We start from the raw sequence: 25,057 nt of genomic DNA, 5'->3' as shown, positions 1-25,057 counted from the left end.
GCAGTCTTGTCAGAATTATTCCTGTAAGTTGCGCGCTTATCTCAAAGAACATCAATAATCGGAATTTGTTTCCACCCGTCCTGCTCAAAAACACTAATAACTTCACTGCCTGCTTCCTGCAAATACAGAACAGCCTCTTTAAATCCGGCACGTAACTCATTCGTACTGTGTGCATCAACCGAAACAGTGAGGGCTATACCCAACTCTACACAGCGTCTGATCACTTGTTTATTGGGAAACCAACTATTGTATTTTCCGCGATAAATCCCCCTTGTATTTATCTCCACAATGGCAGAGGATGCAGCAATGACCTGCAAGGTTTCCTCTAAAGCATTCTGATACCAGGTATCCATCTCCGCAAAATAGCCCTTTTTATTGTTCATCACCACCTTATCCACATGGGCTATCACATCAGGCTCTTGAGTCTGCACCATTTCCCTTATTTGGGCATAATAACGCTCTACCGCCCAACGAGCATTTCCATCAAAACACTCAGCAATACCCTTGTCGTAATTGCTTGACGGTCCATCTAAAAACCAGAGCTTTCCGGGCTTGTCCGGGTTACTAACCAAATGTACTGACCCGATAATATAGTCGAGCTGTCCTAACTTACGCCATATATCAAAAGGAATACTCAGGTCATTTGTAATATAATCAGCTTCCAAGGCACGATAGACCTTAAGGCGGTTTTGAAAAAGATGCCGACACTTTTCCAACTCTTCTACATAAGCTTGCAGATCCTCCAGCTTCATGGCATAAGAAGTATCCAACATTAATGGTGCATGACTTGCGAAACCAAGACCATTTAATCCTTGCTCAATGGCACTTTCGCACATGGCTTGCACTCCTGCATTCCCATCACAAAACAAGGAATGGGTGTGATAACTGAAATACTTCATTACAAATTGTTTTTATTACTGTCAAAAGTGTTAATATTTTCTTAAAATGCCAATCATAAGCGTAAATGAGAACGCACAGGCGGTAAAACAAGGGTGATAACATGTGGATAGTCCTAAAATCCTGTTATTTTTGTTGTCAGTGCCCTTAAATAGATCACTGGTGAAGCCTTGCAAAAGCGAAAAATTAGAAGTTAAGGATAGGTTAAAATACGGACTGCTTAACAAATATTAACGAATAGAAAATATTCCCATAAGCGAATATTGTGTTTATTTGAAATACACGAATTACAATTAACAGAGGAAAAAATATAAAATAATAAAACAATAATCATGGAACAATCCGTAGATATAAAAGCGATTAACGAACGCATTAAGGAAGAGAGCTCTTTTGTTGATTTACTCACCCTGGAGATGAACAAAGTAATTGTGGGTCAGAAACACCTGGTGGAAGGCCTGCTAATTGGCTTACTTTCCGATGGTCACATCTTACTGGAGGGGGTTCCCGGACTGGCCAAGACCCTTGCCATAAACACCCTGGCCACCATTGTCGATGCTAAATTTTCGCGCATACAGTTTACGCCCGACCTTTTACCTGCCGACCTCTTGGGTACCATGATTTACAGTCAGAAAAAAGAAGAGTTTATTGTAAAGCAAGGACCTATCTTCACCAACTTCGTGCTGGCCGATGAGATTAACCGTGCCCCTGCTAAGGTGCAGAGCGCCCTGCTCGAAGCCATGCAGGAGCGTCAGGTGACCATTGGCGAAAAAACCTATCCGCTGGAAGAGCCTTTCCTGGTAATGGCCACACAAAACCCCATTGAACAAGAGGGTACTTATCCACTTCCCGAAGCACAGGTAGACCGTTTCATGTTAAAGCTGGTGCTTGATTATCCCAAGAAGGAAGAGGAACAAATGATTATTCGTCATAACCTGGCTAAGACCTTCCCCAAAGCATCTACAATACTCAAACCCGATGATATCATCCGTGCCCGCAAGGTGGTGAAGGATGTGTATATGGATGAAAAAATTGAGAAGTACATTGTGGACATCACTTTTGCCACCCGCTATCCCGAGCAATATGGCCTGGAAAAATTTAAAGACATGATCTCATACGGTGCCTCACCCCGTGCCAGTATCAGCCTGTCTATGGCTTCCAAGGCCTACGCCTTTATCAAGCGTCGTGGCTATGTAATTCCCGAAGATGTGAGAGCCATCTGTCACGATATTCTGCGCCATCGCATAGGCCTTTCTTACGAAGCGGAGGCCAACAATATTACATCGGAAGAGATCATCAGCGAAATCCTTAACCAGGTTGAAGTGCCTTAATTAAGCTGTTGGCTATTAGCTAAAAGCTATTAGCTTCCTTTTACAAACAAATATTTTGTATAACATCTAAACCTATTAGATTGGAAGCAACTGATTTATTAAAAAAGGTACGTCAGATAGAGATAAAAACCCGGGGCTTGTCGGCCAATATTTTTGCCGGCGAGTATCACTCGGCGTTTAAAGGGCGCGGTATGACCTTTAGCGAGGTGCGCGAGTATCAGTATGGCGACGACATCCGTAATATCGACTGGAATGTAACAGCACGTTTTAATCATCCCTACATTAAGGTGTTTGAGGAGGAGCGTGAGCTGACGGTGCTCTTAATGATTGATGTATCTGGATCGCGCGAGTTTGGTACCTCCTTCAAATCCAAAAAGAATGTAATTACAGAGATTGCCGCCGTGTTGGCATTCTCAGCCATTCAGAATAATGATAAGATTGGGGTTATCTTTTTCAGCGACCGGATAGAAAAATTTATCCCACCCAAGAAAGGGCGTAAGCATATACTGCATATAATACGAGAGTTTATCACCTTCACACCGGGGCACCGCGAGACCAATATATCGGAAGCGCTGAAGTACCTTACCAACGCCATTAAAAAGCGTTGTACTGCCTTTATCATCTCCGATTTTATTGATGATAACTTTGAGGATGCCCTGAAGATTGCCAACCAAAAGCACGATGTGGTGGCGCTGAAGGTATACGACCAGCGCGAAACAGAACTTCCTTCCATTGGCATGATTAAACTGAAAGATGCCGAAACAGGACAGTACCATTGGGCCGACACATCCAATAAAGTGGTGCGGGAGGCCTACCGTAAGTGGTGGCTACAAACCGATGCGGAAACGCGCACCCTTTTTAGCAAGTGTGGAGTGGATAACGTATCGGTGCGCACCGATGAGGACTATGTGAAAGCATTGATCGCCTTGTTTAAAAAACGTATTTAGATGAAGAGTATTAGACATAAATATTACATGCTGCTGGCCTTGTTAATGGCACTCCTGGGCAGTACGGCTGCCCGGGCACAAAACGTAACAGCCTCAGCAAGCATGGATTCAAGCGTTATATTTATCGGCGGACAGATTGACCTTCTCCTGCAGCTGAGTCAGCCGCAAGATGTCGACTTGGCCTTTCCATTGCTGACCGACACGATCACCAAAAGCATTGAGATCGTAGATTTTAGCGAGCCAGACACCATCAACCGCGATAACGGAAGACTACTTATCGAGCAGCGCTTCCGCATCACCTCTTTCGACAGTGGTTTGCATTACATTCCGCCCATAGTGTTTGAGGAGGCAACAGCAAAACTGGGCGCTGACATACAAACAGAGCCCATGGCGTTGATGGTGGCCAACCCCTTTGAAGAGGTAAATCCACAAAATGGCATTATAGACATTAAGCAACCCATGGATACACCTTTTCACCTGTCGGAGCTGTACAAATATCTGCCGTGGGTGCTGGGTATCCTGCTGCTGGCCGGGATCATCACTTTTATCATCCTGAAATATTATGGCAAAGAAGTGCCGGTGAAGCTGTTCACTAAGGAAGAGCCTTATATTCCGCCTCACGTCAAGGCACTGGAGGCGCTGGATCAGATAAAGCAGGAGAAGCTATGGCAACACCACCGGGTGAAAGAATATTACTCGGGCATTACCGACACACTGCGCCGCTATATAGAGGAGCGTTTTGAGATACGGGCCATGGAACAGACCACCGATGAGATTATGGAGGCTTTTAAAGGAGTTGAAGTAGGCGGCCGACAGTCGCTCGATAACCTGCAACAGCTGCTGAGTACGGCCGACCTGGTGAAATTTGCCAAGCATGAGCCCCTGCCCGACGAAAATGACCTTAGCATGATTAATGCCTATTTCTTTGTGAATCAAACAAAGGAAGAGGCTATAAAATCCCTTGAGGAAGAGAAAGAAGCCCTGCTTCAAAAAGAGGAAGAACAAGCGACAGTAAAAGACTAAAACGAGAGCAAGCAATGATCAACGATATAACATTTACGCAGCCTTATTTTTTCTGGCTCCTGCTAATTGTGCCAGCCTATATTGCCTGGTATGTGTGGAAGCAGAAAAGCATGCAGGCATCGCTTAAAATATCCACCCTGCGCGGTTTTGCACAGGCACCTGTTTCCAAAAAGGTGTACCTCAGGCACCTTCTCTTTGCCTTTCGTGTAATCAGCATCATTCTGCTCATTACCGTGTTGGCACGCCCCCAGTCGAGCAATAGCTTTCGAGATGAAAATATCGAAGGTATTGACATTGTAATGGCGCTGGATATTTCGGGCAGTATGATGGCCGAGGACTTTAAGCCCAATCGTCTGGAGGCTGCTAAAGTGGTGGCTGCCGACTTTATTAAAGGGCGTCCCAACGATAAAATCGGTCTGGTGATATATGCAGCCGAGAGCTTTACGCAGTGCCCACTAACCACTGACCATCAGGTATTGCAAAACCTGTTTAAGGATATTCAGCCCGGCCTTTTGGAAGACGGGACAGCCATTGGTATGGGGCTGGCCACTGCCGTGCAGCGCATCAAGGACAGTCAGGCAAAAAGCAAGGTCATTATCCTGCTCACCGACGGAGAAAATAACCGGGGCGAAATAGCACCCATGACAGCCGCTGAAATTGCTAAAACCTTTGGTGTACGCGTGTATACCATTGGCGTAGGCACCAACGGCATGGCACCCTATCCCATGCAAACAGTGTTTGGCAAACAATATCAGCAGGTGGAAGTTAACATTGATGAAGAGTTACTGCAGGGCATTGCCGATATGACCGATGGTAAATATTTCAGAGCCACTGACGAGCAGAAATTAACGGAGATCTATGAGGAGATTGACCAACTGGAGAAAACGCGCATCGAAGTGCGCGAATACACCAAACGTAAAGAGGAATATTGGTGGTTCGCAGCTTTTGCCGGCCTCTTCCTGATGATGGAGATATTCCTGAGAAGCACAGTATTCCGTAATTTACCCTAGTGATAATTGTTGAAAAGAAAATAGTAAAATGAATATATTCAGGTTTGAACATCCGGATGCTTTATTTCTGCTTTTGCTGATACCGGCACTGGCCTTTATCCATTTGTTTCTGGCGCGACGACGCAAGAAGGCACTGGCTGAATTTGGCAACACCGAGCTACTCAATGAACTGATGCCCAATGTGTCTTTCAAGCGGCCTACCATAAAGTTTTATATACTGCTGGTGGCGTTTGTAATGCTGATACTCACCATTGCCGGGCCTCAGTATGGCAGTAAGCTACAGACTGTTAAGCGAAAAGGTATTGAGCTAATTGTCGCACTGGACGTGTCCAACAGTATGATGGCGCAGGACATAGAGCCCAACCGCCTGGAGCGCGCCAAACGCGCTATATCCCGACTTATCGATAAACTGCATAACGATCGCGTGGGCTTTATCGTATTTGCCGGCGAGGCTTATGTACAGCTACCCATCACCACCGACTACCCATCGGCCAAGATGTTTCTCAACTCCATTAATACCGATATAGTAGGTACGCAGGGAACGGCCATTGGAGCAGCTATCCACAAAGGAATACAGTCGTTTACCGACCAGGAAGATGTGAACCGTGCCATTATTGTCATTACCGATGGTGAGAACCATGAGGACGACCCCATAACAGCAGCACAGATGGCAGCCGAGAATAACATTAAAATTTATACCGTAGGAATGGGGCTGCCCAAGGGAGCGCCAATCCCGGTAGCCGGCGGTCGCAGCAATGATTTCATGAAAGACCGTAACGGCAATGTGGTGATTTCCAAACTGGATGAGGCCACCTTGCAGAAAGTAGCCATCACGGCCAATGGTGCCTACATTCCGGCCAACAACATACGCAACGGCATCAATAACTTGGTGGACGAATTGAGCCAGCTGGAAAAGTCTGAGCTGGAAGCCAAGGTATATACCGATTACGACGATCAGTTTCAATATTTTGCTGCACTGGCGCTCTTGCTTATTATCGCAGAGTTCTTAATACTGGAGCGCAAAAACCGTCGATTGAAGCACATCAATATTTTTGAGGTGAAAAACGAAAAAGAATAAGTAGCTATGATCAATATTAAATATACACTTCTTTTCGCTGCCTTACTTAGCGCTGCACTCACCGTTGAGGCGCAGAATGAGCGTAAGTTTATTCGAAGTGGCAACAGTCATTTTGCCGATTCAGCATTTCTGGAGTCCGAGATTGAGTACCGCAAGGCCTTGGATAAGGCAGGTGACTCCTTCGAGGCACAGTTTAACCTGGGAGATGCACTATTTAAGCAGGAGAAATACGGTGAAGCACTGGATCAGTTTCAGATATTAGCCGGAACCGAAAAAGACCCTGAGCGTCTGGCACAGGTGTATCACAACATGGGCAATAGCTACTTTGCCATGCAAAAGCTACCCGAAAGCCTGGAGGCCTATAAAAATGCCCTGCGCAACAATCCCGAGGATCATGACACACGCTATAACCTGATTGCCGTACAGAAGATGCTGGAGCAACAAAAAAATCAGGATCAGCAGCAGAACAAAGATCAAAACAAGGATCAGCAAAATCAGAACCAGGATCAGAACCAGAATCAACAGCAAAACCAACAGCAACAAGATTCTGACGGCGATGGCATACCCGATGAAAAGGAACAACAGGATAACCAGGGACGCCCCAATAAAAATCAGGACACCGATAAGGATGGAATACCCGATTATCAGGATGAAGACTCGGATAATGACGGACGCCCTGATAAACAGGAAGCCGGCCAGGATCCGCAGAACCCGCAGGATACTGATAAAGATGGCACACCTGATTATCGCGATCTGGACTCCAACAACGATGGAACGCCCGACAAGGATGAGCAGCCTCCCAAGCAGAATCAAAATCAGCAGCAGCAACAACAGCAAACACCTCCCGAACAAATGTCGAAGGAAGATGCACAGCGTTTGCTCAATGCTATTCAGCAGGATGAGAACGAACTGCAGGAGAAATTACGAAAAGCGCGTGCCGCTCAGCAAACAAAAAAGGAGAAAAACTGGTAGAAGTACTATTTTTGCAAAAAATGAACATACAATATGCGACTCTTTATTCTATCCATATTACTATTTGCCGCCGGCCTGATACCGGGCAAAGCACAGGATGTTAGCTTTACCGGTAGGGCCCAGTCCGCAGTGGCAGTAGGCGATAAATTTCAGCTGGTATATACCCTTAACAAGGAAGGTAGCGACATACGACTGCCAGCCCTGCAGGATTTTCAGATTCTGATGGGTCCCAGTACCTCCTACTCCACCAGCACCTCAATTATTAACGGGCAGGTATCTCGCGAAACTTCCTACACTTTTACCTTTATCCTAAAGGCATTAAAGGAAGGACAGTACACCCTACCGCCCGCCACTATAAAAGTGGATGATAAAAAGGTGGAATCCAATGCCATTAGTATAAAAGTGGTGAAAGGCGATGCCCGCCCACACAATCAATCGACTGAAGCAAGCGGCAGTGCCCCCGATGATGATGACCTGTTTATCACGGTAACACCATCGAAAAAGAATGTTTACCAGGGCGAATCGCTGGTGCTGACCACCAAAATATACACCAAAGTGCAGCTCGATGGTCTTTCGGACATTAAGCAGCCCGAGCTGGCTGCTTTTATCACGCAGGAATTAAAAGGGAAGGAAGGCATCTCCTGGACCATGGAAAATGTGAAAGGACGCACATACAACGTGGGAGTCTACGAGCAGAAACTTCTCTTTCCGCAAAAAAGCGGACGCCTGGAAATTGAACCCACTGAAATAGAGTTTATGGTGCGTCAGCGCGTGGCTCGCAGCCGCTCCCGCAGTATTTTCGATGATTTCTTTGAGTCGAATTATCGCACGGTGAAAAAGCGGGTGAAGTCAAAACCCATCACTATTCAGGTAAAGCCACTGCCCGGCAATCGCCCCAAAGGCTATACCGGCGGCGTAGGGCAGCTCAATATGGAAGCCAGGGTTAACAAAACCCAAGTAGGTGTTAACGATGGCGTTACCCTAACGGTTGTGGTCAGCGGAACCGGTAACCATAAGTTTATTGAGGAGCCGGAGATTAAGTTCCCGGCCGATTTTGATGATTTCGATGCCAAAATAAACAACGACATCAACAATACTGCACGGGGCATGAAGGGTTCAAAGACCTACGAATACCTGATGATCCCGCGTCATGCCGGTACTTTCACCATAGCCCCCATTACCTTCAGCTACTTCGATCCGGCCAAAGGCAGTTATCAAACACAGGCATCGGATCCCATCACTATTACAGTGGAAAAAGGTGAGGGTGAGCAAGCCGGTACAAGCGGTATTGTGCGCGCCAATGTTACCAAGGAGAATGTGAAATTTATTGGGAAAGACATCCGCTTTATCAAAACAGATAAGACACAACTGAAGCCCATCGGCACCTTCTTTATGGGCAGCCTCAGCTTTTACTTGTCTTTACTTGTGCCCCTGTCCCTTTTCATTCTCTTGTTCATCATCAACCAAAAGCGTATGAAAGAAAATGCCAATGCTACGCTGATGAGAACTAAGAAGGCCAATAAAGTGGCCATCAAACGACTTAAAAAAGCGGCTCACTTCTTAAAAACAGGCGAAAAAGAGGCCTTTTATGAGGAAGTTCTACGAGCACTATGGGGCTATTTGAGTGATAAGCTATCCCTTCCACTCAGCGAACTGTCGAAGGATAATGCGGGCGAGGTACTAAGTCAGTCAAATGTGTCGGATACAGTAATCCACGAGATTATGAGTATCCTGGACACCTGCGAATTTGCCCGTTATGCACCGGCATCGGGTACCGGTGAGATGGATAAGCTATACAAGCAAACCATTGCCACCATCAGTCAACTTGAAAACCAGATAAAACGTTAATGATGAAACACTTAATTATACTACTCGTCTGCTGCCTGACTTTTGGTGTGAGCCAAGCACAGGACGACCGTTTTACCGCAGCCAATCAGCATTATAGTAATGGCGATTTTCAGTCGGCCATACAGGCCTATAACGAGATATTATCCACCGGACTTGAAAGTGGTGCTTTGTACTTTAACCTGGGCAATGCCTATTATAAGAATGGCGAGCTGGCACAGGCCATTCTGCATTACGAACGGGCACTGCTACTAAAGCCTCATGACAAGGATATACGCTACAATCTCGAGCTGGCCTACTCACAAACCACCGATAAAATTGAGACGGTAGATGCATTCTTTCTAAGTAAGTGGATCATCGATTTTCGCAATAAAACCACTTCAGATACCTGGGCTTTTATTGGTGTCGCTTGCTTTATCCTTACCCTGATGATGGCGGCTTTCTTCTTCTTCTCCAAGTCAGTATTCCTGAAGAAAGCAGGTTTTTACCTCGGCATTGGACTGCTGGCCGCTACCCTTATCACCCTCACTTTTAGCAGCCGACAAAAAAGCAAGCTGGAGATTCGAAATCATGCCATTGTATTTAGCCCTTCGCTAACGGTTAAGAGTTCTCCCGATGCCAGTGGTACAGAGATATTTATTCTGCACGAAGGCACTAAGGTGGAAATTATCAGTACCCTGGGTCACTGGAAGGAGATTCAAATAGCCGACGGCACCATCGGCTGGGTGGAGGAAGATGCCATCACAATTATCTGACAACATTTCTTGGTATAAACTCAAAAAGCTCATTGTCCGTTGACAATGAGCTTTTCTATTATAAACACCCAAACTATTGACCAAAAAGACTCCATTTATATAACGAAGCACCGGTCAATTATATCTTACAAATTGCGATTGCCCGATATGAGATACCTGTCGATGACAAACCAACCATAACAAAGGCAAAGAATCACACATAATACTTCTGCAACAATCATACTTATCATTTGAGAACCATGCAATCAATGGCCTTGCCATAAATAGTAAATCACTAAGCATCAAGGCATATATCAAAATAAACACTTGCACCTCTGTCCAAATTATGGATATAAAGCCATATAATGGAAAGATAAAAAGGTGTATCGCAAGCACAATACACCCTTCCGGCACAAAAAGAGAGCCTTTCTACAACTCAATCTTTCGACCAAATAACTGATTATATTTTGTGAGGACAAGGTAATAGGGCGCCTCCTCCTTTTTGAGTTCAAAACCCTGATTGATACCACCAGCGGGTAATTCCTTCACCTCTTTTACCGTCTCACCGGCGTCATTAAAAAGCTGCAGGCGGCATTTGCCATCGGGCAACTCGCCTTCCAACTGCATTAGAACAGTCAGAACTTCATTCTTTAATGCCTTCTCAATCTTCACCTTCAAATCTTTCACCACCAAAGGCTTACCCAATAGCTGTCTGGAAGAAACTCCCAAATCCTTAAGGATATGCAAATCATCGAGCGGTATGGCGGTCACCTCTACCCTATGATGGTTTCTCTCCACATCATCTCCTCTGATGATAAAGGCCTCCATGGCTTCATTCGCTTCACCATTATGCAGTTTCTTTCGCATGATGCGGACCTGATTATTCGCAGCATCAAGGGCTTCCTCGATTTCAATCTCGACATCGCCGTCCTTAAAAGCAATTACCTGCTGATGATGGTCGGCCTTTTCCTGTTCCCACTCAATTCCTTTCTCTTTCAGTTGTCGTTCAATTTCAGCATGCAGATCCTCCATTGTTCCTTCAAATTGGAAATGGATATCAGGTAAAGAATCCATTTTGTGGATCATAGCCTCCATCTCCCTTTCAATATCGGTGGCTTCCAAAATACTATCCACATCGATGTTTTGAGTCTCACCACCGCATTTAATCACATAAATATCATGCTGACATGCACTATCTTGATCACTTATAGCCTCGCTCGAAGTATGTATCACCTTCATGCGCCTTACTTTTTTGCTCTGCGCCAGCAGAACCGAACCCATACCTACAAATAGGGCTGCTACAAGCCACACTTTTACACCATACCTTTTCTGTTTCATGATTACTGAGTTATAAAATTATCGCCTTTTTTGATATCGGGACAAATACCTTAACATGGCATCATCAAATTTACGACCAGACTGATTTTAAATCGGTTAAGGCACGGTTAAAAAGGGTTAAGAAAAGGTTAAGGGTGCCGTGCGCTTTTCCACAAAATTTTATCTTTACGCTATAATTGTGTTTTATATGAAACGGAAGTCTTTACTCGGATTGGTACTATTAATGAGTTTGTCGCTTTTGGGAATTATTGCGGCACAGTATTTATGGATACAGCAGTCAATTAAAGTGCAGCGCGAAAAGTTTCAGGCAGCCGTTTATCGCTCACTTGACCATACTGTCCAGCGATTGGAACAACAACAAAATGCCGCATTTATCTTTCGGGAGTTCTTCAACCGACCCACAAGTCAAAGCAACACCACCTACCGGCAGGATGCACAAGGAAACATATCCATCATTAGCAAGCAAAGCCGCCGATCATCACGAAACGGTAATGTATATCACAAAACTGACACCATAATTACACAGGGCAATACCCGCATAGAGGTGCATGCCGAAGTAAATGGCAACCGGGCCGAGCGCCAGGTGCACATTAATGCCACGGGACAAGCGGTAGATTTGGGAGAGTTGGAGGAACGCATGCAGCATTTGGAGGACTCCATTGATGTGGTGGCACAGGCCATGGAACAACGCAATAGGGAGATAAGAGCCGTTTTTGAGCAGATGAAGCGTGAGATTGAAGCGCGCCACAACCCCTTGAAACAACGCATTGACCTTCCTACCCTACAAGCTTTGCTGCAACAGGAACTGAACCAAAATGGCATTGAGACAGACTTTGAATTTGGCGTGTTGAACCACTACACCCGCCAACTGTCCGATTACCAATCGACGGATTTTAGTTTGGCGGCAACAAAAGACCATCAGGCCTACCGCATCAATCTCTTTCCCAGCGATATCTTCAGTGGCATCGCTCCCTATGAGCTCATGCTTTACTTTCCCGATGCCACCACCTATCTGATCAAAACACAGGGCTGGATGCTATCCTTGTCTTTTCTTTTCACCCTGTTTATTCTTATCACCTTTTTTATCACTATCCGCACCATCCTGAATCAGAAAAAAGTGTCGCAGATAAAAACAGACTTCATCAATAATATGACGCATGAGTTTAAAACACCCATTGCCACCATCAGCCTGGCTACCGACAGCATATTATCACCCTCCATTATCAATAATACCGAGCATGTTAAAAATTTTCTTAAGATTATTAAGGAGGAAAACACTCGCATGAACAGTCATGTTGAACGGGTATTACAAATGTCGCAGATTGAGAAAAAAGACTTCACGGTGCTGAAAACTTCAAAAGATGTTCACCAACTCATTATGAAAGCCGTGGATAACATGCAGTTACTCGCCAAAGAGACAGACGCCACTATTAGCACTTCCTTAAAAGCAGAATTAAGTGTATTTTTAGTGGATGAAATACATTTTACCAATGTGATAGTAAACCTACTGGAAAACGCCTTAAAATATTCAAAAGAACAACCGCTGGTGAAAATATCCACTGCTAACATAACATCGGGCATACTCATTAAAATTGCTGATAATGGAATGGGTATGACGCGCGAGCAAAGCAGTAAGATATTTGATAAGTTTTACCGTGCTTCGGGAGGTAACGTTCACAACGTAAAAGGATTTGGCCTGGGCCTTAGCTATGTAAAGGCAGTAATTGATGCCCACCAGGGCAGTATTCAAGTAAAGAGTAAGCTTAAGCAAGGCACCGAATTTAGTATTCAACTACCTTACAAATAAAGATAATGACAGATACCAGCAGCGTATTTATGGTGGAAGACGACCGCAATTTTGGCACGGTTATGAAAGCCTACCTCGAAATTAATAAATTTAAGGTTACCTGGGTAAAAGATGGACTACAGGCCTTTAAGTGCTTTCAGGAAGGGCAGTTTGATATATGCATATTGGATGTAATGCTCCCCAATGTTGATGGCTTCACCATTGCACGCGAGATTAAAGAGGTAAGACCCGATATGCCCATCATCTTTCTCACCGCCAAGGTAATGAAGGAGGATGTACTGGAAGGTTTCAGCACCGGAGCTGACGATTACATTACAAAGCCTTTCGACTCGGAGATACTTATCTGTAAGATCAATGCCATACTTAAGCGAAATAAACGACAACAGCAAACGGAAGAGCCCCAAGAATATCGGATCAATAGCGCCCTTTTTAACTACGAATTCCGAACCATTAAGCAAGGGGACGAAGAGGTAAAACTATCGCCCAAAGAAGCCGATCTGCTGCGCCTCTTGTGTAAGAGTGAAAACAAGGTACTGCCCCGCGATAAGGCACTAAAGGAAGTATGGGGCGAAACAGGCTACTTCACCACGCGCAGCATGGATGTTTATATCACTAAACTAAGAAAATACCTGCGCAATGTGCAAGGTGTTGAGATTGTAAATATACATGGTAGCGGCTATCAGCTGCGAACCAATTGATATCATCACGTGTAACTTTCTTCGGCTCATAGGCGTCTTAAACATAAACCCAATAAACTAAAAATTATGAGTAAGTACCTATTGACTACATTAAGCCTCTTTCTGGGGTTTAGCATGTTGGCAAAAGGCCAAAGCATAAGTGTAGATAAGCAGTTTGAAAACATCACCAATGTGGAGATTAATGTGGTATTCAGCGACGTTCATATCGAAGCAGGGGATGGCAACACGGTGCACATAACAGGGTCGATACAGGCCGAACGCAATGTAGAAGATTACGAGATTACAACGAAAAAACAAGGCACCACCCTGTATCTGGAAGTAGAACACCCGCGCAGAACCAAAGGCAAGGTAAAAGGGCATTTTCACCTTATCATGCCTAGTATGACAGACGTGGTCATCAATAGCGTGAGTGGTAAACAAGTAGTAAGCGGTATTGGTCAACGTATGGTGAGCTGCAATACCGTATCGGGTAACATTACTGCCAATAAAATTGGAAGTAAACTGAGCATCAATACCGTGTCGGGCGATTACAGCGTAGATGGCGTGCGTGGAGACGTGAAAACCAACAGTGTATCAGGTGACGGTCGACTAAGTAATATTGACGGGAACTTAAAGGGCAATTCAGTCTCGGGAGACTTCACCATTAGCCATCTGAAAGGAACGCGCGAAATAACCACACTGGCAGGAAATGTAAACTAACAGAGCGTTCAATAAATTTTAGGGAGCGGTTCTCTCGCATAAGATGCTTATAAAGAACCGTTCCGTAAATACTTAATTTTATTGAAGATAAACTTATCGGATGACTAAGTTGTAGCTGTAAAATAGTCATCCGATAAGTAGACAGCTATGCAACCAATGATGAATCCTCAGGTGCTTCAACGGGTTTACTTAGCACACGCCAACTCCATTTATAACGAAATGCCAGTGCACCCACAAATATCACCGAGCCAATCAGCATGGTCACAAACTCCTTGGACGGATCTATCTCTTGCGCTTTCAGCAGTGCATCTGTCTGAAAAGCCATGCCATCAGCGGTTACGAAAATACTGATAAAAGTATTATTAGCAGCATGGGCTCCCATGGCCAGCTCAATACCATCATCCAAAACAGATAACAAGGCATACACAGCACCGATCATAAAATATTGAGGCATCATGGTCCAGAAACCAAACTTCTCAATCTCAGGATTCATGCTGTGTAACAAGGCAAAAAACACTGACGGTATGATAATCACCATCCAGCGACTATGTGTGATGCGCCCAACTCCTTGCGCAAGGTAGCCCCTGAACAATATCTCCTCATAAAATGATTGAAAGGGAATGAGTACCAAAGATACGAGCGCCAACGGAATCAAGGCACCCCAATTCAGGCGCAGCTCATAATTATCGATATTCATATAATAATCCACCACCAGAAAAAAAGCCATGATGAGTGCCCAAACACCATATCCGGTGATGACGCGCTGCCAGCGTACTTTTTGCCAACCATTTATAACACTTGTAAACACACGACGGTGCAAAGGCTTAAAGAAAACCACCAGAAGCAAAAGACTGATAAGAAATGGCAGCATCAGAAGCACTAATCCCACGGTGGGATGGACACCCATGGCGGCAAAATCCATGCTGCTTAGAGCCTCTGCGGTGAGTGTGCCGCCTCCACTTGCCGATAACACTGCCAAAATGATCATCATAAAAACACCGCCAATGATCTGACCACCCAGCAAGGATATTGCAATTAACAATAAATATTTCCACCACTCATTTTCGCCTTTATAGGCACTTTCTAAATGTATCATCGTATAAAATTGTGTGTAATTAAGGCCAAGAAAGCGATTAAGCTAGTTTGGCATGGCTTAGGTTACTAAATTATAAGTTAAAATGGACTTTCCCATGCCGTTGAGAAATTAGATTAGGTCATTGGTCAAATTATGGCCATAAAAAATGCCCCGGATTACATCCGGAGCTATTCAAATTAAACCACCTTGGTGGTTAAGCCTCTTTTCAGTCGAACTTAAGGCATGGGTAAAATTTGTTTGCCGTACACATCTACCAACAGTGTTCCAATAGCAATATACAGGGCCGTAGCACCACAAATAACACCTTCTATACCGGCAATAACATGCAGGGTATGGCTACCCGTAAAGTTAGCAGCGGCCAGCAGGGCAAACAGCACTACCACGGTACCAAACAGCCAAACCATGGTCTTGGTCATTTTTAGGGTAGCCACCCATAGCCCCAGGGTGAAGATGCCCCACACAGAGAGGTAATAGCCCATTGCGGTAGCTGAAGGCGCCTCGCCCAATCCCATTTTGGGTAATATCCACACAAATACCAGTGAAATCCAAAAAGCACCATAGGAAGAGAAGGCCATCATGCCAAACATATTATTTTTCTTCCACTCCATGATACCCACTAAAATTTGAATAAGGCCACCCATCATGAGTCCCATGCCCATAATCATGCTGTCGAGACCAAACAGACCGGCATTGTGCAGGTTCAGCAGCATTGTTGTTAATCCAAAACCCGTTAGTCCCAAAGGTGCCGGGTTAGTTGTTACATCTTTTGCGATGAAAACGTTTTTTTCCATTTTTCCTGGTTTAAAGCTTAATTTAAGTGTTCATCACTGTCACGTCTCACGAGCAAGCCGCACAGCCGATTTAAAAATCCGCGCTAAAATACAAAAAGAAAGCCCGGAAACTGTTCTCCCGAGCTTTTCTCTTGCATTTATATTGACCTTAAATTAAGTCGATACTGCGCTTCACAAATTTAGTGAGCGCCTCACCTTTCAGCATGTTATTGGATAACAAGGCCAAATCAATAAGCTGAGATACCAATTTATTGCCGGCAGCAAAGGCAGACAATTCTGCATCCTTCTTACCATTTAGTTCGATCAGCTTCTTGTTGATGTCTTCCATCTCATCCTTATCGGCCTGCGGAATCTCCTCATCTTTCTTACCCTCTTTGGCTTTTTCCAGCTCGGCGCGCTTGCCCTCAAGGCCTTCAATCTTATGGCGTAAGGATGACACCTTCTCGCCTACCTCCTTCTCTTCGTCTTCAATGATTCGGTTCACCAGCGGATGATTACCATTCACCACCAGGTTGTAGCTATCGGGCATCTCACCATAAAAATTCATACCCCCGCCACCGAGTGCACTCATCTCTTTCATACGACGCATAAACTCTTGCTGAGTAATCATCACCGGCGTATCGGTTTCTTCCAGCGCCTCAAAAGTAACGATGAAGTTAGTCTTATCAACATTAGGCACCTGCGAACTGAAGATACTGGTTAAATCCTGCTTCTGTGCTTCTGTCAACTTTAGTTGAGCAGCATCGGCCTTAGGGATTAACTTCTCAACAATATCGCTATCCACACGCACAAAACGTGACTTCTCAAACTTGCTTTCCAGGTGGTTTACAAAGTGGCTGTCCAACTGACCATCAAGCACTACCACGTCATATCCTTTGTTTTTAGCGGCTTCAATAAAACTGTATTGTCCTTCCACATCAGTGGCATACAAGTAAACCAACTGTCCGTCCTTATCGGTCTGATTGTCTTTGATAATACCGGCATACTCATCGAAGGTAAAGAATTTACCATCCGTATTTTTCAGCAGGGTAAACTTCTTGGCACGGTCATAAAACTTCTCCTCGGTGAGCATACCGTACTCGATGAATATTTTCAGGTCGTCCCACTTTGCCTCAAATCCTTCACGGTCTTTCTTAAAAATTTCTTCCAGGCGGTCGGCTACCTTCTTGGTGATGTGGCTCGAAATCTTTTTCACATTACGATCGCTCTGCAGGTACGAACGCGATACATTCAGCGGAATGTCAGGCGAGTCAATAACTCCGTGAAGCAGCGTAAGGAATTCGGGTACAATGCCTTCTACCGAATCCGTTACATACACCTGGTTACAGTACAGCTGAATCTTATTTTTCTGAACCTCAACATTATTCTTCAGCTTGGGGAAATACAAAACACCGGTCAGGTTAAAAGGATAATCAACATTCAGATGAATGTTAAACAGCGGCTCATCAGCCATTGGGTACAAACCACGGTAAAACTGATTATAATCCTCTTCTTTAAGGTCGGCAGGTGTACGGGTCCAAAGTGGCTTGGTTTCATTCACCACATTGTCCTTGTCTGTCTCCTCTTCTTTGCCGTCTTTCCATTCGGTTTGCTTGCCAAATACAACTTCCACGGGTAGGAAGCGACAATATTTCTTCAATAGATTGTTAATCTCTGCCTTGGTAGCGTATTGCTTGTTATCATCATCGATGTGCAATACGATGTCAGTTCCACGATCTGCCTTTTCTACCTCCTCAAGCGTATATTCGGGGCTTCCATCGCAACTCCATTTAACGGCCTGTGTTCCTTCGCGGAAGGATTTAGTGATGATCTCCACCTTTTCGGACACCATAAATGATGAATAGAATCCAAGACCAAAGTGACCAATAATAGCATTGGCATCCTTCTTATATTTCTCAAGAAACTCGTTGGCACCGGAGAAAGCCACCTGGTTGATGTACTTATCAATCTCCTCAGCAGTCATTCCTACACCACGGTCAGAAATGGTGATCGTTTTCTTTTTCTCATCCAGGATTACGCGCACTGCCGTATCGCCCATCTCGCCTTTAAACTCACCCACCGAAGCCAGTGTTTTCAGTTTTTGCGTGGCATCAACAGCATTTGATACTAATTCGCGTAGAAAAATCTCGTGATCTGAATAAAGATACTTCTTGATGATTGGGAAAATGTTCTCCGTAGTAACCCCAATATGTCCTTTTTGCATCGTTACTTATTTTATGTTTTTAACTATCATTTTAACGGCACAAAGTTATCAAAGCTTATGCCATTCGTCAATGTGTGACAATGCGGCAGACAAGCGTGACAGGGTATTGCAAAATTGGCAGGCAAAGACCAAAAGTAGGCGGGTAAATCAATCTTAGTATAAGTACGTTTGCCATAACCAACATGCTATTGCACCAGCAACATCAGGCTCGACAGAAGCGTAATAACAACACTGATGCGTTTAAAAGCATCCTGTGACAAATACTGGTTAAAACGTTTCCCCACAAAGGTACCTAAATACAATATGGGAATAAAAGCGGCTGTCAGACTCAGGGTTTGCAGGCTTAACAAGCCCATAAACCCATAACTGGCTAGTGCCACGGCACTGGTGACGATGCTGAACCAGGCAAAAATCTCACGAAACTGCTGATTGTCCACCTTTGCCGAATGCAGAAACAAAGCCAAAGGTGGTCCGCTAATGGAAATCGCACCTGCCAGCATGCCAATCAAGCCACCGGCCATCACCTTGGAACGACGACCATCGGGAAAGGTATATTTAACTCCTACCAGGGTTAGCAGCGACAAAACGATAAAAAAGATACACATTAGGTCGATAAGAAAATTTTCTGACAAGTTTTTCAGCGCCAGCGCACCCACAATGGTAAACAAACCACCGGACACAATAAGCGAACGATAGCCATTTTCCACCAGGCGCCGTTCTTTTTTTTGCAGCACAATGACGAGGGATGCAAACAGGTTAGAGCAGATTAATACCGGCACCAGCTCTTTGGGTGAATACCAAAACATAAGTGGCGGCAAACTAATTAAGGCAAAACCGAACCCGGTAATGCCTTTTACTAAACTGGCGCCCAAAACAATCAGGCCAATCCAAATATATTCCATGATAGTACTTTTTATGTGAGGATGAAAAATAATGATACGAGTGAGATGATAAGCCACAGCAGTATCCCCAGCGCAAAGCTTCGAGGACCCGCTTCACGCATCTCGGCCAGGGATATTTTTGAGCCAATAAGGAATAAAGCCAGCACCATACCCTGTTTGCCCATGTATTTGAGCCCTGAATAGGCAAAGGAAAGCTGCGGTACGTAATAAGCAAACACAATGGCCAGCACAAACAGCCCGATGAACCAGGGAATCTTGACCTTGCCCTGTGCTTCTTTATCGCGCATAAAGAAAGACAACACCAACGTAACAGGGATAATCCAAAGCGCTCTGACCAGCTTAATAGTGGTGGCTATTTTCAATGCCTCATCACCATAAGCAGCACCAGCGCCCACTACCGAGCTCGTATCATGAATGGCAATAGCCGCCCAATAACCAAAGGCCTCCTGGCTCATGTTCAGGTAATGCCCCATTACCGGGAAAACCAATAAAGCAATGGCATTTAGTACAAATACAACGGCCAGTGCAAAGGATATCTGGTGGTGCCGTGAACGAATAACAGGGGCCACAGCCGCAATAGCACTACCCCCACAGATCGCCGTTCCACAGGCAATGAGCATGGAAATTTTGTCATCTACCTTAAATATTTTACCCAAAAGCAAGCCAATTGCAATGACCATAATAACCGATATGGCAGTAGCCGAGAAACCGGTAACAGAAGCACTAATCACTTCTGTAAGGTTCATACCAAAACCCATTAGTACAATTGAAGCCTGTAACAGGAATGAAGTGTAGCCACTCAGCCGCTCATGCCGTACGCCGATAAATGACATTAGTGCACCTGCCACCAATGCCATGGCTGGCGTTACAAAAGGTAGCAAACACAGACAGGCCACAAGAATAAAAAGTGTGGATTTATTTACGAAGTGTTTCATGGTAATTGTGTCAATTAAATTCAACACAAAAATACCGCTCACCTATAATTCAAACAAATAGTAATTTCTTATTACCTATAACTTCAGATTATAACCTTCCAGGAAACTGATAAAAAGCTCACAGGCACGACTGACGTGCCCCTGCCTTTGAGCAATACGCAAGGAACGCACAATACTGAAGCCCTTAATAGCAATGCGAACCAGCTCGTTATGCTGCAATTCTTTGGCCACAGAATAATCAGAGAGAAGTGCTACCCCATCGAAATGGGCGACAAAGTTTTTGATGGCCTCTGTGCTTCCCAGGTGCATGGCAATGTTCAGATCGTCGTAACTCAGCTGACTCGCCTTCAGAGCCTTATTAATAACTTCCAGCGTACCTGACCCATTCTCGCGCACTACGATGGGCACATCTTTAAACTCGGCCAGTGATATATTTTTGCGATGTCCGTACAGCCGGCGGGCACTGGCTACGGCAATAATCTCATCCTGCATAAACCGACGATATTTAATATTGGACTGCGATGAAGCATTCTCCACCAGGGCAATATCAATTTCCTTACCCAGCAGTTTCTGCTCCATCTCAAAGGAGTTGCCATTGAACAAATACAAATCAATCTTAGGATATTTCTGATGAAAAGCAGCCATCACCCGAGGTATAATATACTGCGATATGGTGGAGCTGGCTCCTACCCGCAACTGCCCGCGAAACACGTCGCCCTGACTGCCCAGAGTAAACTCCAGTTCGCGATACTGCTGCTGAATGGCCTTTAACTGGGAATAGGCCATCTGACCCGCTTTGGTGAGCAGTATCTTGTTACCTTTGCGCTCAAATAAATCCACCCGATAATGCCCTTCCAGCTCTTTAATATGACGGGTAACAGCGGGCTGACTAATAAACAAGGCCTCAGCAGCCTTTGAAAAACTCAAATTTTCAGCAACAGTAAGAAAGACAATATCACGGTAGTTCATGCTATAAATATAGGATTAAACGCGCTTAGTTGACTATCAATTCATCACAAAACAACCACGATGGATGACCGCTTCCGGGTTGTCCGGCCGGTATAACACCAAAATTTTTAACATTTACCTTAATAAAACGCGCCTCGGTGTTCAAACCACTTACTCCCTTCTCCACTACAAAAACATTGTTTAAGCGTTCGGTTTTGCCAGATAGGTTGGCTTCGATGGGTTCAAAGTTTTTACCATCGCTTGACACTGCCATGGCGACCTGCTCAGGCGCATACACCCATGAACCCCTTTTATCGAGAAACCGCATTTTAATCTCCTGAATCGACGTAATGTCCGGGAGCTCTATGAGCACTTCCACATCTTTGCCGTTAAACCCTAAAAAGGCTTCATAATCCGAGGCCCACAGCGGCGTGAAGTGCTTGACATTCCCATCACACAAATACTCAATGGGTGCAGCGTAAGGTTTATCAGGCCCTTGCTCTAAACTAATTTTTGCACCTTTTGCCTTATTACTCATGGTAATAAAACGTTCGCCCATCTCCTGCTCAATAGAGGGTACTTCATACTGATCGCGCAGTTCGTTAAGGCGGGTCTTCAGCTCATTCGTAATAGCCGTATAATCATCCTCGCCATAGAGGTTATTCATTTCTTTTGGGTCGTTTTGCAGGTCATACAACTCCCACTCATCACAATCATAATAAAAATGAATCAGCTTGTAGCGACCATCGGAAACACCATAATGCCGCTTCACGGCGTGTATGCCAGGATATTCGAAGTAATGATAGTACACAGCATCGCGCCATTCATCGTCCTTTTGCTCCAGCACCGGACGCATGGACATGCCCTGCATTTCATCGGGGGCTTTTACGCCGGCATAATCCAGAAAGGTCTGCGCAAAATCAAGATTCTGCACCATTTTATCGCTCACCCATCCTTTTTTAACAGCCTTGGGGTAACGGATTAAAAGCGGCGTACTCAGCGACTCCTCATACATAAAGCGCTTATCAAACCAGCCATGTTCTCCCAGATAAAACCCCTGATCGGAGGTATAAACCACAATGGTATTCTCAGCCAGCCCATTTTGGTCGAGGTAATCCAGTATTTTACCCACGCCATCATCCACCGACTCAATGGTTGACAGATAGTCTTGCATGTAACGCTTGTACTTCCACAAAGCGCGTTCCTTCCCTTGAAGTTCGGCCGTATAAAAAGCTTCATTCTTATCGCGATAGGCGTTGTGCCACATGGCCTTCTGCTCATCGCTCATGCGCTGATACCAGTCACCCCAGCCATCGCCAATGATCTCATCAGTACCGGGTTTTGTCAGTTTCAGGTCATAGCCTTCAAACATGATTTTATCAATCTCCATCTCCTGTTCACGGGCGGCCCTTCCACGCGTGCTATAATCATCAAAGAAATTATCCGGAACCGGTATTGCCGTAGTATCAAAATGATTGAGGTAATTGGGGGATGGCATCCAGTTACGGTGGGGTGCTTTATGCTGCACCATCAGGCAAAACGGTTGGTCCTTCTCTTTGATGGCGTCTAACCACTCCAGTGATTTTTCGGTGATAATATCAGTCACATAACCAGGCAGCCGAATTGTTCCATCGGGCGTTCGGAAGTCAGGGTTATAATACTCGCCCTGACCCGGCAATACCATCCACTGATCAAAACCCGTTGGTTCACTCTTTAGGTGCCACTTTCCTACAATAGCGGTGTGGTAGCCTCCCTCCTTTAACAGCTTCGGAAAAGTGGGCTGTTCCCCATTGAAGGTCACCTCATTATTTATCAAGCCGTTTTTATGACTGTGTTTTCCCGTAAGTATCACCGCTCGGGAAGGTGCACAGATGGAATTGGTGACCGTGGCATTGGTAAAACGAACCCCTTCTTGTGCCAATCGGTCGATATTAGGCGTATGGTTCAGCCCATGCCCATAGGCACTGATGGCCTGTTCCGCATGATCATCGGAGATAATGAAAATGATGTTGGGTTGCTCTGTTTTAGAGGGCGAGCAGGCATAAGCCAGCAGCATAGCAACAACTAACACCAGCTGATTGAAAGTATTCTTCATCTGTTCAAGTTTATTTTTCAATGGTCAGATGGAACTTCCAAATGAATTTGTTCATCCACCTGCGTTTCCATTTGGATAATCAAATTTACATGGTCGTTTCATGCTTGTTATTTTATTAACTGTAATCTTTTGGTTGAACTCAGATAAATGCACTTCGATAAGCAACAACGCATCAAAGTAAAACCCCCTTCCCCTTTCGCACTTCATCAGGGGGAAGCTGGTGGGTGCAAAAAGGATCTCTTAGTAGGTGATTAGTCATTTAGCGCGTCCGCATCAATGCGTCCAAGTGGACGAACTTCATGCCCTTCCATATTCTGGAGACGGTCGCCCAGTTCATATCTTGCTTGCTCGGCAATGGTTTGCAGTTGGGCCACCACATCCGGATGCTGATCAATAACATTATGTGCCTCTTCAATATCCGATTTTAGATTGTAAAGCTCCAGCCCGCATGGCATCTGCTTGGTCCACCCCGGATAGCCATCTTTCCCTGGAGGGTGCTGACGATACGAGCGGTATTCATGCGGAAAATACAATTTCCAGTCACCCTTTTTTACGGCATGCAACTCTCCGCCATAATAGCACCAAAATTCGTCGCGTGGCGTAACCTGCTCCCCTCTCAGCAAGGCAGTGATATCCACCCCATCTATTTTATTAGCAGGTAGCTGTGCTCCCGTAACCGCCGCTATGGTTGGCAATAAATCCATGGTGGCTGCCATTTTATGGCTTACCTGGCTGGCCGGTATTTGTTGCGGCCAGTGCATGATGCATGGCACCCGATGTCCTCCTTCCCACATGGATCCTTTCCCTTCTCGCAAAGGGGCTGCAGAGCCGGCGTGGTTGCCAAAACACATCCACGGCCCATTATCGCTGGTAAATACCACCAAGGTATTTTCATCAATTCCTTCCTCTTTGAGGGCTTGCATCACCTGACCAACCGACCAGTCAATTTCCATCATGACATCGCCATAAAGCCCCTGCTCGCTTTTCCCTTTAAATTTTTCGGAAACGGCCAAGGGTGCATGTGGCATTGAATGCGCCAGGTACAGAAAAAACGGCTTTGTTTTATTCCGCTTTATAAAGTCGACTGCCTTTTGAGTATACAGTGTTGTTATTTGTGCCTGCTGTTCGAGCGTGTGGATCTCCTCCACTATTTGATTGCCGTCCAGAATGGGTAACGGCGGATATTTCAGTTTCCAGGGTTTAGAAACCGAATCCTTTTCGTGCACCGAAACGCCATCATAATCAACAGGCCACATATCATTGGAATAAGGAATGCCATAGTACTCATCAAACCCTTGCTGAAGCGGTAAAAAAGCTTCATTACGGCCCAAATGCCACTTACCTACCATGCCCGTGGCATAGCCCTGCTGTTTCAGCATATCGGCAATGGTTACCTCTTGAGGATTAAGCCCCACCAATGTATCCCAAGGCATATAAGCGCCACGTACACTGATCCGCTCATTGTAACAACCAGTCAGCAAAGCCGAACGGGAGGCACTGCAAACGGCTGTACTCACGTGAAAATTGGTAAAACGAATACCATCTTCGGCCAGCTTATCCAAGTGGGGCGTTTCAAAATCGGTAGCGCCGTAACAAGAGAGATCGTTGTAGCCTTGATCATCTGTAAAAATAATCACAACATTTGGTTGCTTCTGTTGATTACAACCTATGAGGCTCGCTGCGAAAAGAACGAGCCAGACAAAAATTAAAT

The 25,057-nt window shown here is 45.1% G+C and carries 21 protein-coding genes; 11 read left to right on the top strand and 10 right to left on the bottom strand.

What is annotated here, in order from left to right:
* Nucleotides 1-41: 41 nt before the first annotated feature.
* Nucleotides 42-899 (bottom strand): histidinol-phosphatase, encoded by an 858-nt coding sequence (locus ACRD7A_RS05060; protein ID WP_430810045.1) that lies wholly within the window; start codon nt 897-899, stop codon nt 42-44.
* A 330-nt stretch (nt 900-1,229) separates the two neighbouring features.
* On the opposite strand from ACRD7A_RS05060, the gene ACRD7A_RS05055 reads away from it, so the two are divergent.
* From ACRD7A_RS05055 to ACRD7A_RS05020, 8 genes are all read left to right on the top strand, one after another.
* A complete protein-coding gene (locus ACRD7A_RS05055; protein ID WP_430810044.1) occupies nt 1,230-2,225 on the top strand; it encodes an AAA family ATPase in 996 nt (331 codons plus the stop codon).
* Nucleotides 2,226-2,305: 80 nt separating this feature from the next.
* A complete protein-coding gene (locus ACRD7A_RS05050; protein WP_430810043.1) occupies nt 2,306-3,172 on the top strand; it encodes a DUF58 domain-containing protein in 867 nt (288 codons plus the stop codon).
* Nucleotides 3,173-4,195 carry a hypothetical protein gene (locus tag ACRD7A_RS05045; protein ID WP_430810042.1) on the top strand — a complete coding sequence of 341 codons (1,023 nt, stop codon included), beginning with the start codon at nt 3,173-3,175 and terminating at the stop codon, nt 4,193-4,195.
* A 14-nt stretch (nt 4,196-4,209) separates the two neighbouring features.
* Nucleotides 4,210-5,205 carry a vWA domain-containing protein gene (locus ACRD7A_RS05040; RefSeq protein WP_430810041.1) on the top strand — a complete coding sequence of 332 codons (996 nt, stop codon included), beginning with the start codon at nt 4,210-4,212 and terminating at the stop codon, nt 5,203-5,205.
* 28 nt (nt 5,206-5,233) lie between these two features.
* Nucleotides 5,234-6,283 (top strand): VWA domain-containing protein, encoded by a 1,050-nt coding sequence (locus ACRD7A_RS05035; protein WP_430810040.1) that lies wholly within the window; start codon nt 5,234-5,236, stop codon nt 6,281-6,283.
* Nucleotides 6,284-6,289: 6 nt separating this feature from the next.
* Nucleotides 6,290-7,255, top strand: coding sequence for a tetratricopeptide repeat protein (locus ACRD7A_RS05030; RefSeq protein WP_430810039.1), 966 nt, complete (start codon nt 6,290-6,292; stop codon nt 7,253-7,255).
* A gap of 33 nt (nt 7,256-7,288) precedes the next feature.
* Nucleotides 7,289-9,103: a BatD family protein gene (locus ACRD7A_RS05025; protein ID WP_430810038.1), complete on the top strand. Its 1,815-nt coding sequence runs from the start codon at nt 7,289-7,291 to the stop codon at nt 9,101-9,103.
* A 2-nt stretch (nt 9,104-9,105) separates the two neighbouring features.
* Nucleotides 9,106-9,855: a tetratricopeptide repeat protein gene (locus ACRD7A_RS05020; RefSeq protein WP_430810037.1), complete on the top strand. Its 750-nt coding sequence runs from the start codon at nt 9,106-9,108 to the stop codon at nt 9,853-9,855.
* 408 nt (nt 9,856-10,263) lie between these two features.
* On the opposite strand, the gene ACRD7A_RS05015 is transcribed toward ACRD7A_RS05020, so the two are convergent.
* Nucleotides 10,264-11,172 (bottom strand): hypothetical protein, encoded by a 909-nt coding sequence (locus ACRD7A_RS05015; protein WP_430810036.1) that lies wholly within the window; start codon nt 11,170-11,172, stop codon nt 10,264-10,266.
* A 187-nt stretch (nt 11,173-11,359) separates the two neighbouring features.
* Between ACRD7A_RS05015 and ACRD7A_RS05010 the strand changes: the two genes are divergently transcribed.
* From ACRD7A_RS05010 to ACRD7A_RS05000, 3 genes are all read left to right on the top strand, one after another.
* Nucleotides 11,360-12,979, top strand: a complete 1,620-nt coding sequence (locus ACRD7A_RS05010) for a sensor histidine kinase (RefSeq protein WP_430810035.1) — start codon at nt 11,360-11,362, stop codon at nt 12,977-12,979.
* Nucleotides 12,980-12,984: 5 nt separating this feature from the next.
* On the top strand, nt 12,985-13,677 hold the full coding sequence (locus ACRD7A_RS05005; protein ID WP_430810034.1) for a response regulator transcription factor: 693 nt from the start codon (nt 12,985-12,987) through the stop codon (nt 13,675-13,677).
* Between the two features lie 66 nt (nt 13,678-13,743).
* The gene (locus ACRD7A_RS05000) at nt 13,744-14,376 is read left to right on the top strand and encodes a DUF4097 family beta strand repeat-containing protein (RefSeq protein WP_430810033.1); all 633 of its coding nucleotides are present in this window, start codon (nt 13,744-13,746) and stop codon (nt 14,374-14,376) included.
* Between the two features lie 145 nt (nt 14,377-14,521).
* Here ACRD7A_RS05000 and ACRD7A_RS04995 read toward each other — a convergent pair whose 3' ends face one another.
* The 8 genes from ACRD7A_RS04995 to ACRD7A_RS04960 all read right to left on the bottom strand — a co-directional run bounded on the left by ACRD7A_RS04995 (nt 14,522) and on the right by ACRD7A_RS04960 (nt 24,983).
* Nucleotides 14,522-15,472: a CPBP family intramembrane glutamic endopeptidase gene (locus ACRD7A_RS04995; protein WP_430810032.1), complete on the bottom strand. Its 951-nt coding sequence runs from the start codon at nt 15,470-15,472 to the stop codon at nt 14,522-14,524.
* Between the two features lie 215 nt (nt 15,473-15,687).
* Nucleotides 15,688-16,263: an acetate uptake transporter gene (locus tag ACRD7A_RS04990; protein WP_430810031.1), complete on the bottom strand. Its 576-nt coding sequence runs from the start codon at nt 16,261-16,263 to the stop codon at nt 15,688-15,690.
* Nucleotides 16,264-16,411: 148 nt separating this feature from the next.
* Entirely contained in the window at nt 16,412-18,466 is a 2,055-nt protein-coding gene (htpG, locus tag ACRD7A_RS04985) for a molecular chaperone HtpG (RefSeq protein ID WP_430810030.1), read from the bottom strand.
* A 185-nt stretch (nt 18,467-18,651) separates the two neighbouring features.
* Nucleotides 18,652-19,368 (bottom strand): sulfite exporter TauE/SafE family protein, encoded by a 717-nt coding sequence (locus ACRD7A_RS04980; RefSeq protein ID WP_430810029.1) that lies wholly within the window; start codon nt 19,366-19,368, stop codon nt 18,652-18,654.
* Between the two features lie 11 nt (nt 19,369-19,379).
* Nucleotides 19,380-20,303 (bottom strand): YeiH family protein, encoded by a 924-nt coding sequence (locus ACRD7A_RS04975; RefSeq protein ID WP_430810028.1) that lies wholly within the window; start codon nt 20,301-20,303, stop codon nt 19,380-19,382.
* A 75-nt stretch (nt 20,304-20,378) separates the two neighbouring features.
* Nucleotides 20,379-21,272: a LysR substrate-binding domain-containing protein gene (locus ACRD7A_RS04970; RefSeq protein WP_430810027.1), complete on the bottom strand. Its 894-nt coding sequence runs from the start codon at nt 21,270-21,272 to the stop codon at nt 20,379-20,381.
* A gap of 25 nt (nt 21,273-21,297) precedes the next feature.
* Nucleotides 21,298-23,346 carry a sulfatase family protein gene (locus ACRD7A_RS04965; RefSeq protein ID WP_430810026.1) on the bottom strand — a complete coding sequence of 683 codons (2,049 nt, stop codon included), beginning with the start codon at nt 23,344-23,346 and terminating at the stop codon, nt 21,298-21,300.
* A gap of 251 nt (nt 23,347-23,597) precedes the next feature.
* The gene (locus tag ACRD7A_RS04960; protein ID WP_430810025.1) at nt 23,598-24,983 is read right to left on the bottom strand and encodes a sulfatase family protein; all 1,386 of its coding nucleotides are present in this window, start codon (nt 24,981-24,983) and stop codon (nt 23,598-23,600) included.
* Nucleotides 24,984-25,057: the final 74 nt, after the last annotated feature.

The organism is Carboxylicivirga longa (assembly GCF_050589825.1).
Lineage (GTDB): Bacteria > Bacteroidota > Bacteroidia > Bacteroidales > Marinilabiliaceae > Carboxylicivirga > Carboxylicivirga longa.
Note: the sequence above shows the minus strand (reverse complement) of the source record. Positions and strands in the feature narration are given on the sequence as shown.

Excerpts from the sequence above, each read along its gene's own strand:
- ACRD7A_RS05060 (WP_430810045.1), bottom strand. The coding sequence starts at position 899 with ATGAAGTATTTCAGTTATCACACCCATTCCTTGTTTTGTGATGGGAAT.
- ACRD7A_RS05055 (WP_430810044.1), top strand. The coding sequence starts at position 1,230 with ATGGAACAATCCGTAGATATAAAAGCGATTAACGAACGCATTAAGGAA.
- ACRD7A_RS05045 (WP_430810042.1), top strand. The coding sequence starts at position 3,173 with ATGAAGAGTATTAGACATAAATATTACATGCTGCTGGCCTTGTTAATG.
- ACRD7A_RS05040 (WP_430810041.1), top strand. The coding sequence starts at position 4,210 with ATGATCAACGATATAACATTTACGCAGCCTTATTTTTTCTGGCTCCTG.
- ACRD7A_RS05035 (WP_430810040.1), top strand. The coding sequence starts at position 5,234 with ATGAATATATTCAGGTTTGAACATCCGGATGCTTTATTTCTGCTTTTG.
- ACRD7A_RS05030 (WP_430810039.1), top strand. The coding sequence starts at position 6,290 with ATGATCAATATTAAATATACACTTCTTTTCGCTGCCTTACTTAGCGCT.
- ACRD7A_RS05025 (WP_430810038.1), top strand. The coding sequence starts at position 7,289 with ATGCGACTCTTTATTCTATCCATATTACTATTTGCCGCCGGCCTGATA.
- ACRD7A_RS05020 (WP_430810037.1), top strand. The coding sequence starts at position 9,106 with ATGAAACACTTAATTATACTACTCGTCTGCTGCCTGACTTTTGGTGTG.
- ACRD7A_RS05015 (WP_430810036.1), bottom strand. The coding sequence starts at position 11,172 with ATGAAACAGAAAAGGTATGGTGTAAAAGTGTGGCTTGTAGCAGCCCTA.
- ACRD7A_RS05010 (WP_430810035.1), top strand. The coding sequence starts at position 11,360 with ATGAAACGGAAGTCTTTACTCGGATTGGTACTATTAATGAGTTTGTCG.
- ACRD7A_RS05005 (WP_430810034.1), top strand. The coding sequence starts at position 12,985 with ATGACAGATACCAGCAGCGTATTTATGGTGGAAGACGACCGCAATTTT.
- ACRD7A_RS05000 (WP_430810033.1), top strand. The coding sequence starts at position 13,744 with ATGAGTAAGTACCTATTGACTACATTAAGCCTCTTTCTGGGGTTTAGC.
- ACRD7A_RS04995 (WP_430810032.1), bottom strand. The coding sequence starts at position 15,472 with ATGATACATTTAGAAAGTGCCTATAAAGGCGAAAATGAGTGGTGGAAA.
- ACRD7A_RS04990 (WP_430810031.1), bottom strand. The coding sequence starts at position 16,263 with ATGGAAAAAAACGTTTTCATCGCAAAAGATGTAACAACTAACCCGGCA.
- htpG (WP_430810030.1), bottom strand. The coding sequence starts at position 18,466 with ATGCAAAAAGGACATATTGGGGTTACTACGGAGAACATTTTCCCAATC.
- ACRD7A_RS04980 (WP_430810029.1), bottom strand. The coding sequence starts at position 19,368 with ATGGAATATATTTGGATTGGCCTGATTGTTTTGGGCGCCAGTTTAGTA.
- ACRD7A_RS04975 (WP_430810028.1), bottom strand. The coding sequence starts at position 20,303 with ATGAAACACTTCGTAAATAAATCCACACTTTTTATTCTTGTGGCCTGT.
- ACRD7A_RS04970 (WP_430810027.1), bottom strand. The coding sequence starts at position 21,272 with ATGAACTACCGTGATATTGTCTTTCTTACTGTTGCTGAAAATTTGAGT.
- ACRD7A_RS04965 (WP_430810026.1), bottom strand. The coding sequence starts at position 23,346 with ATGAAGAATACTTTCAATCAGCTGGTGTTAGTTGTTGCTATGCTGCTG.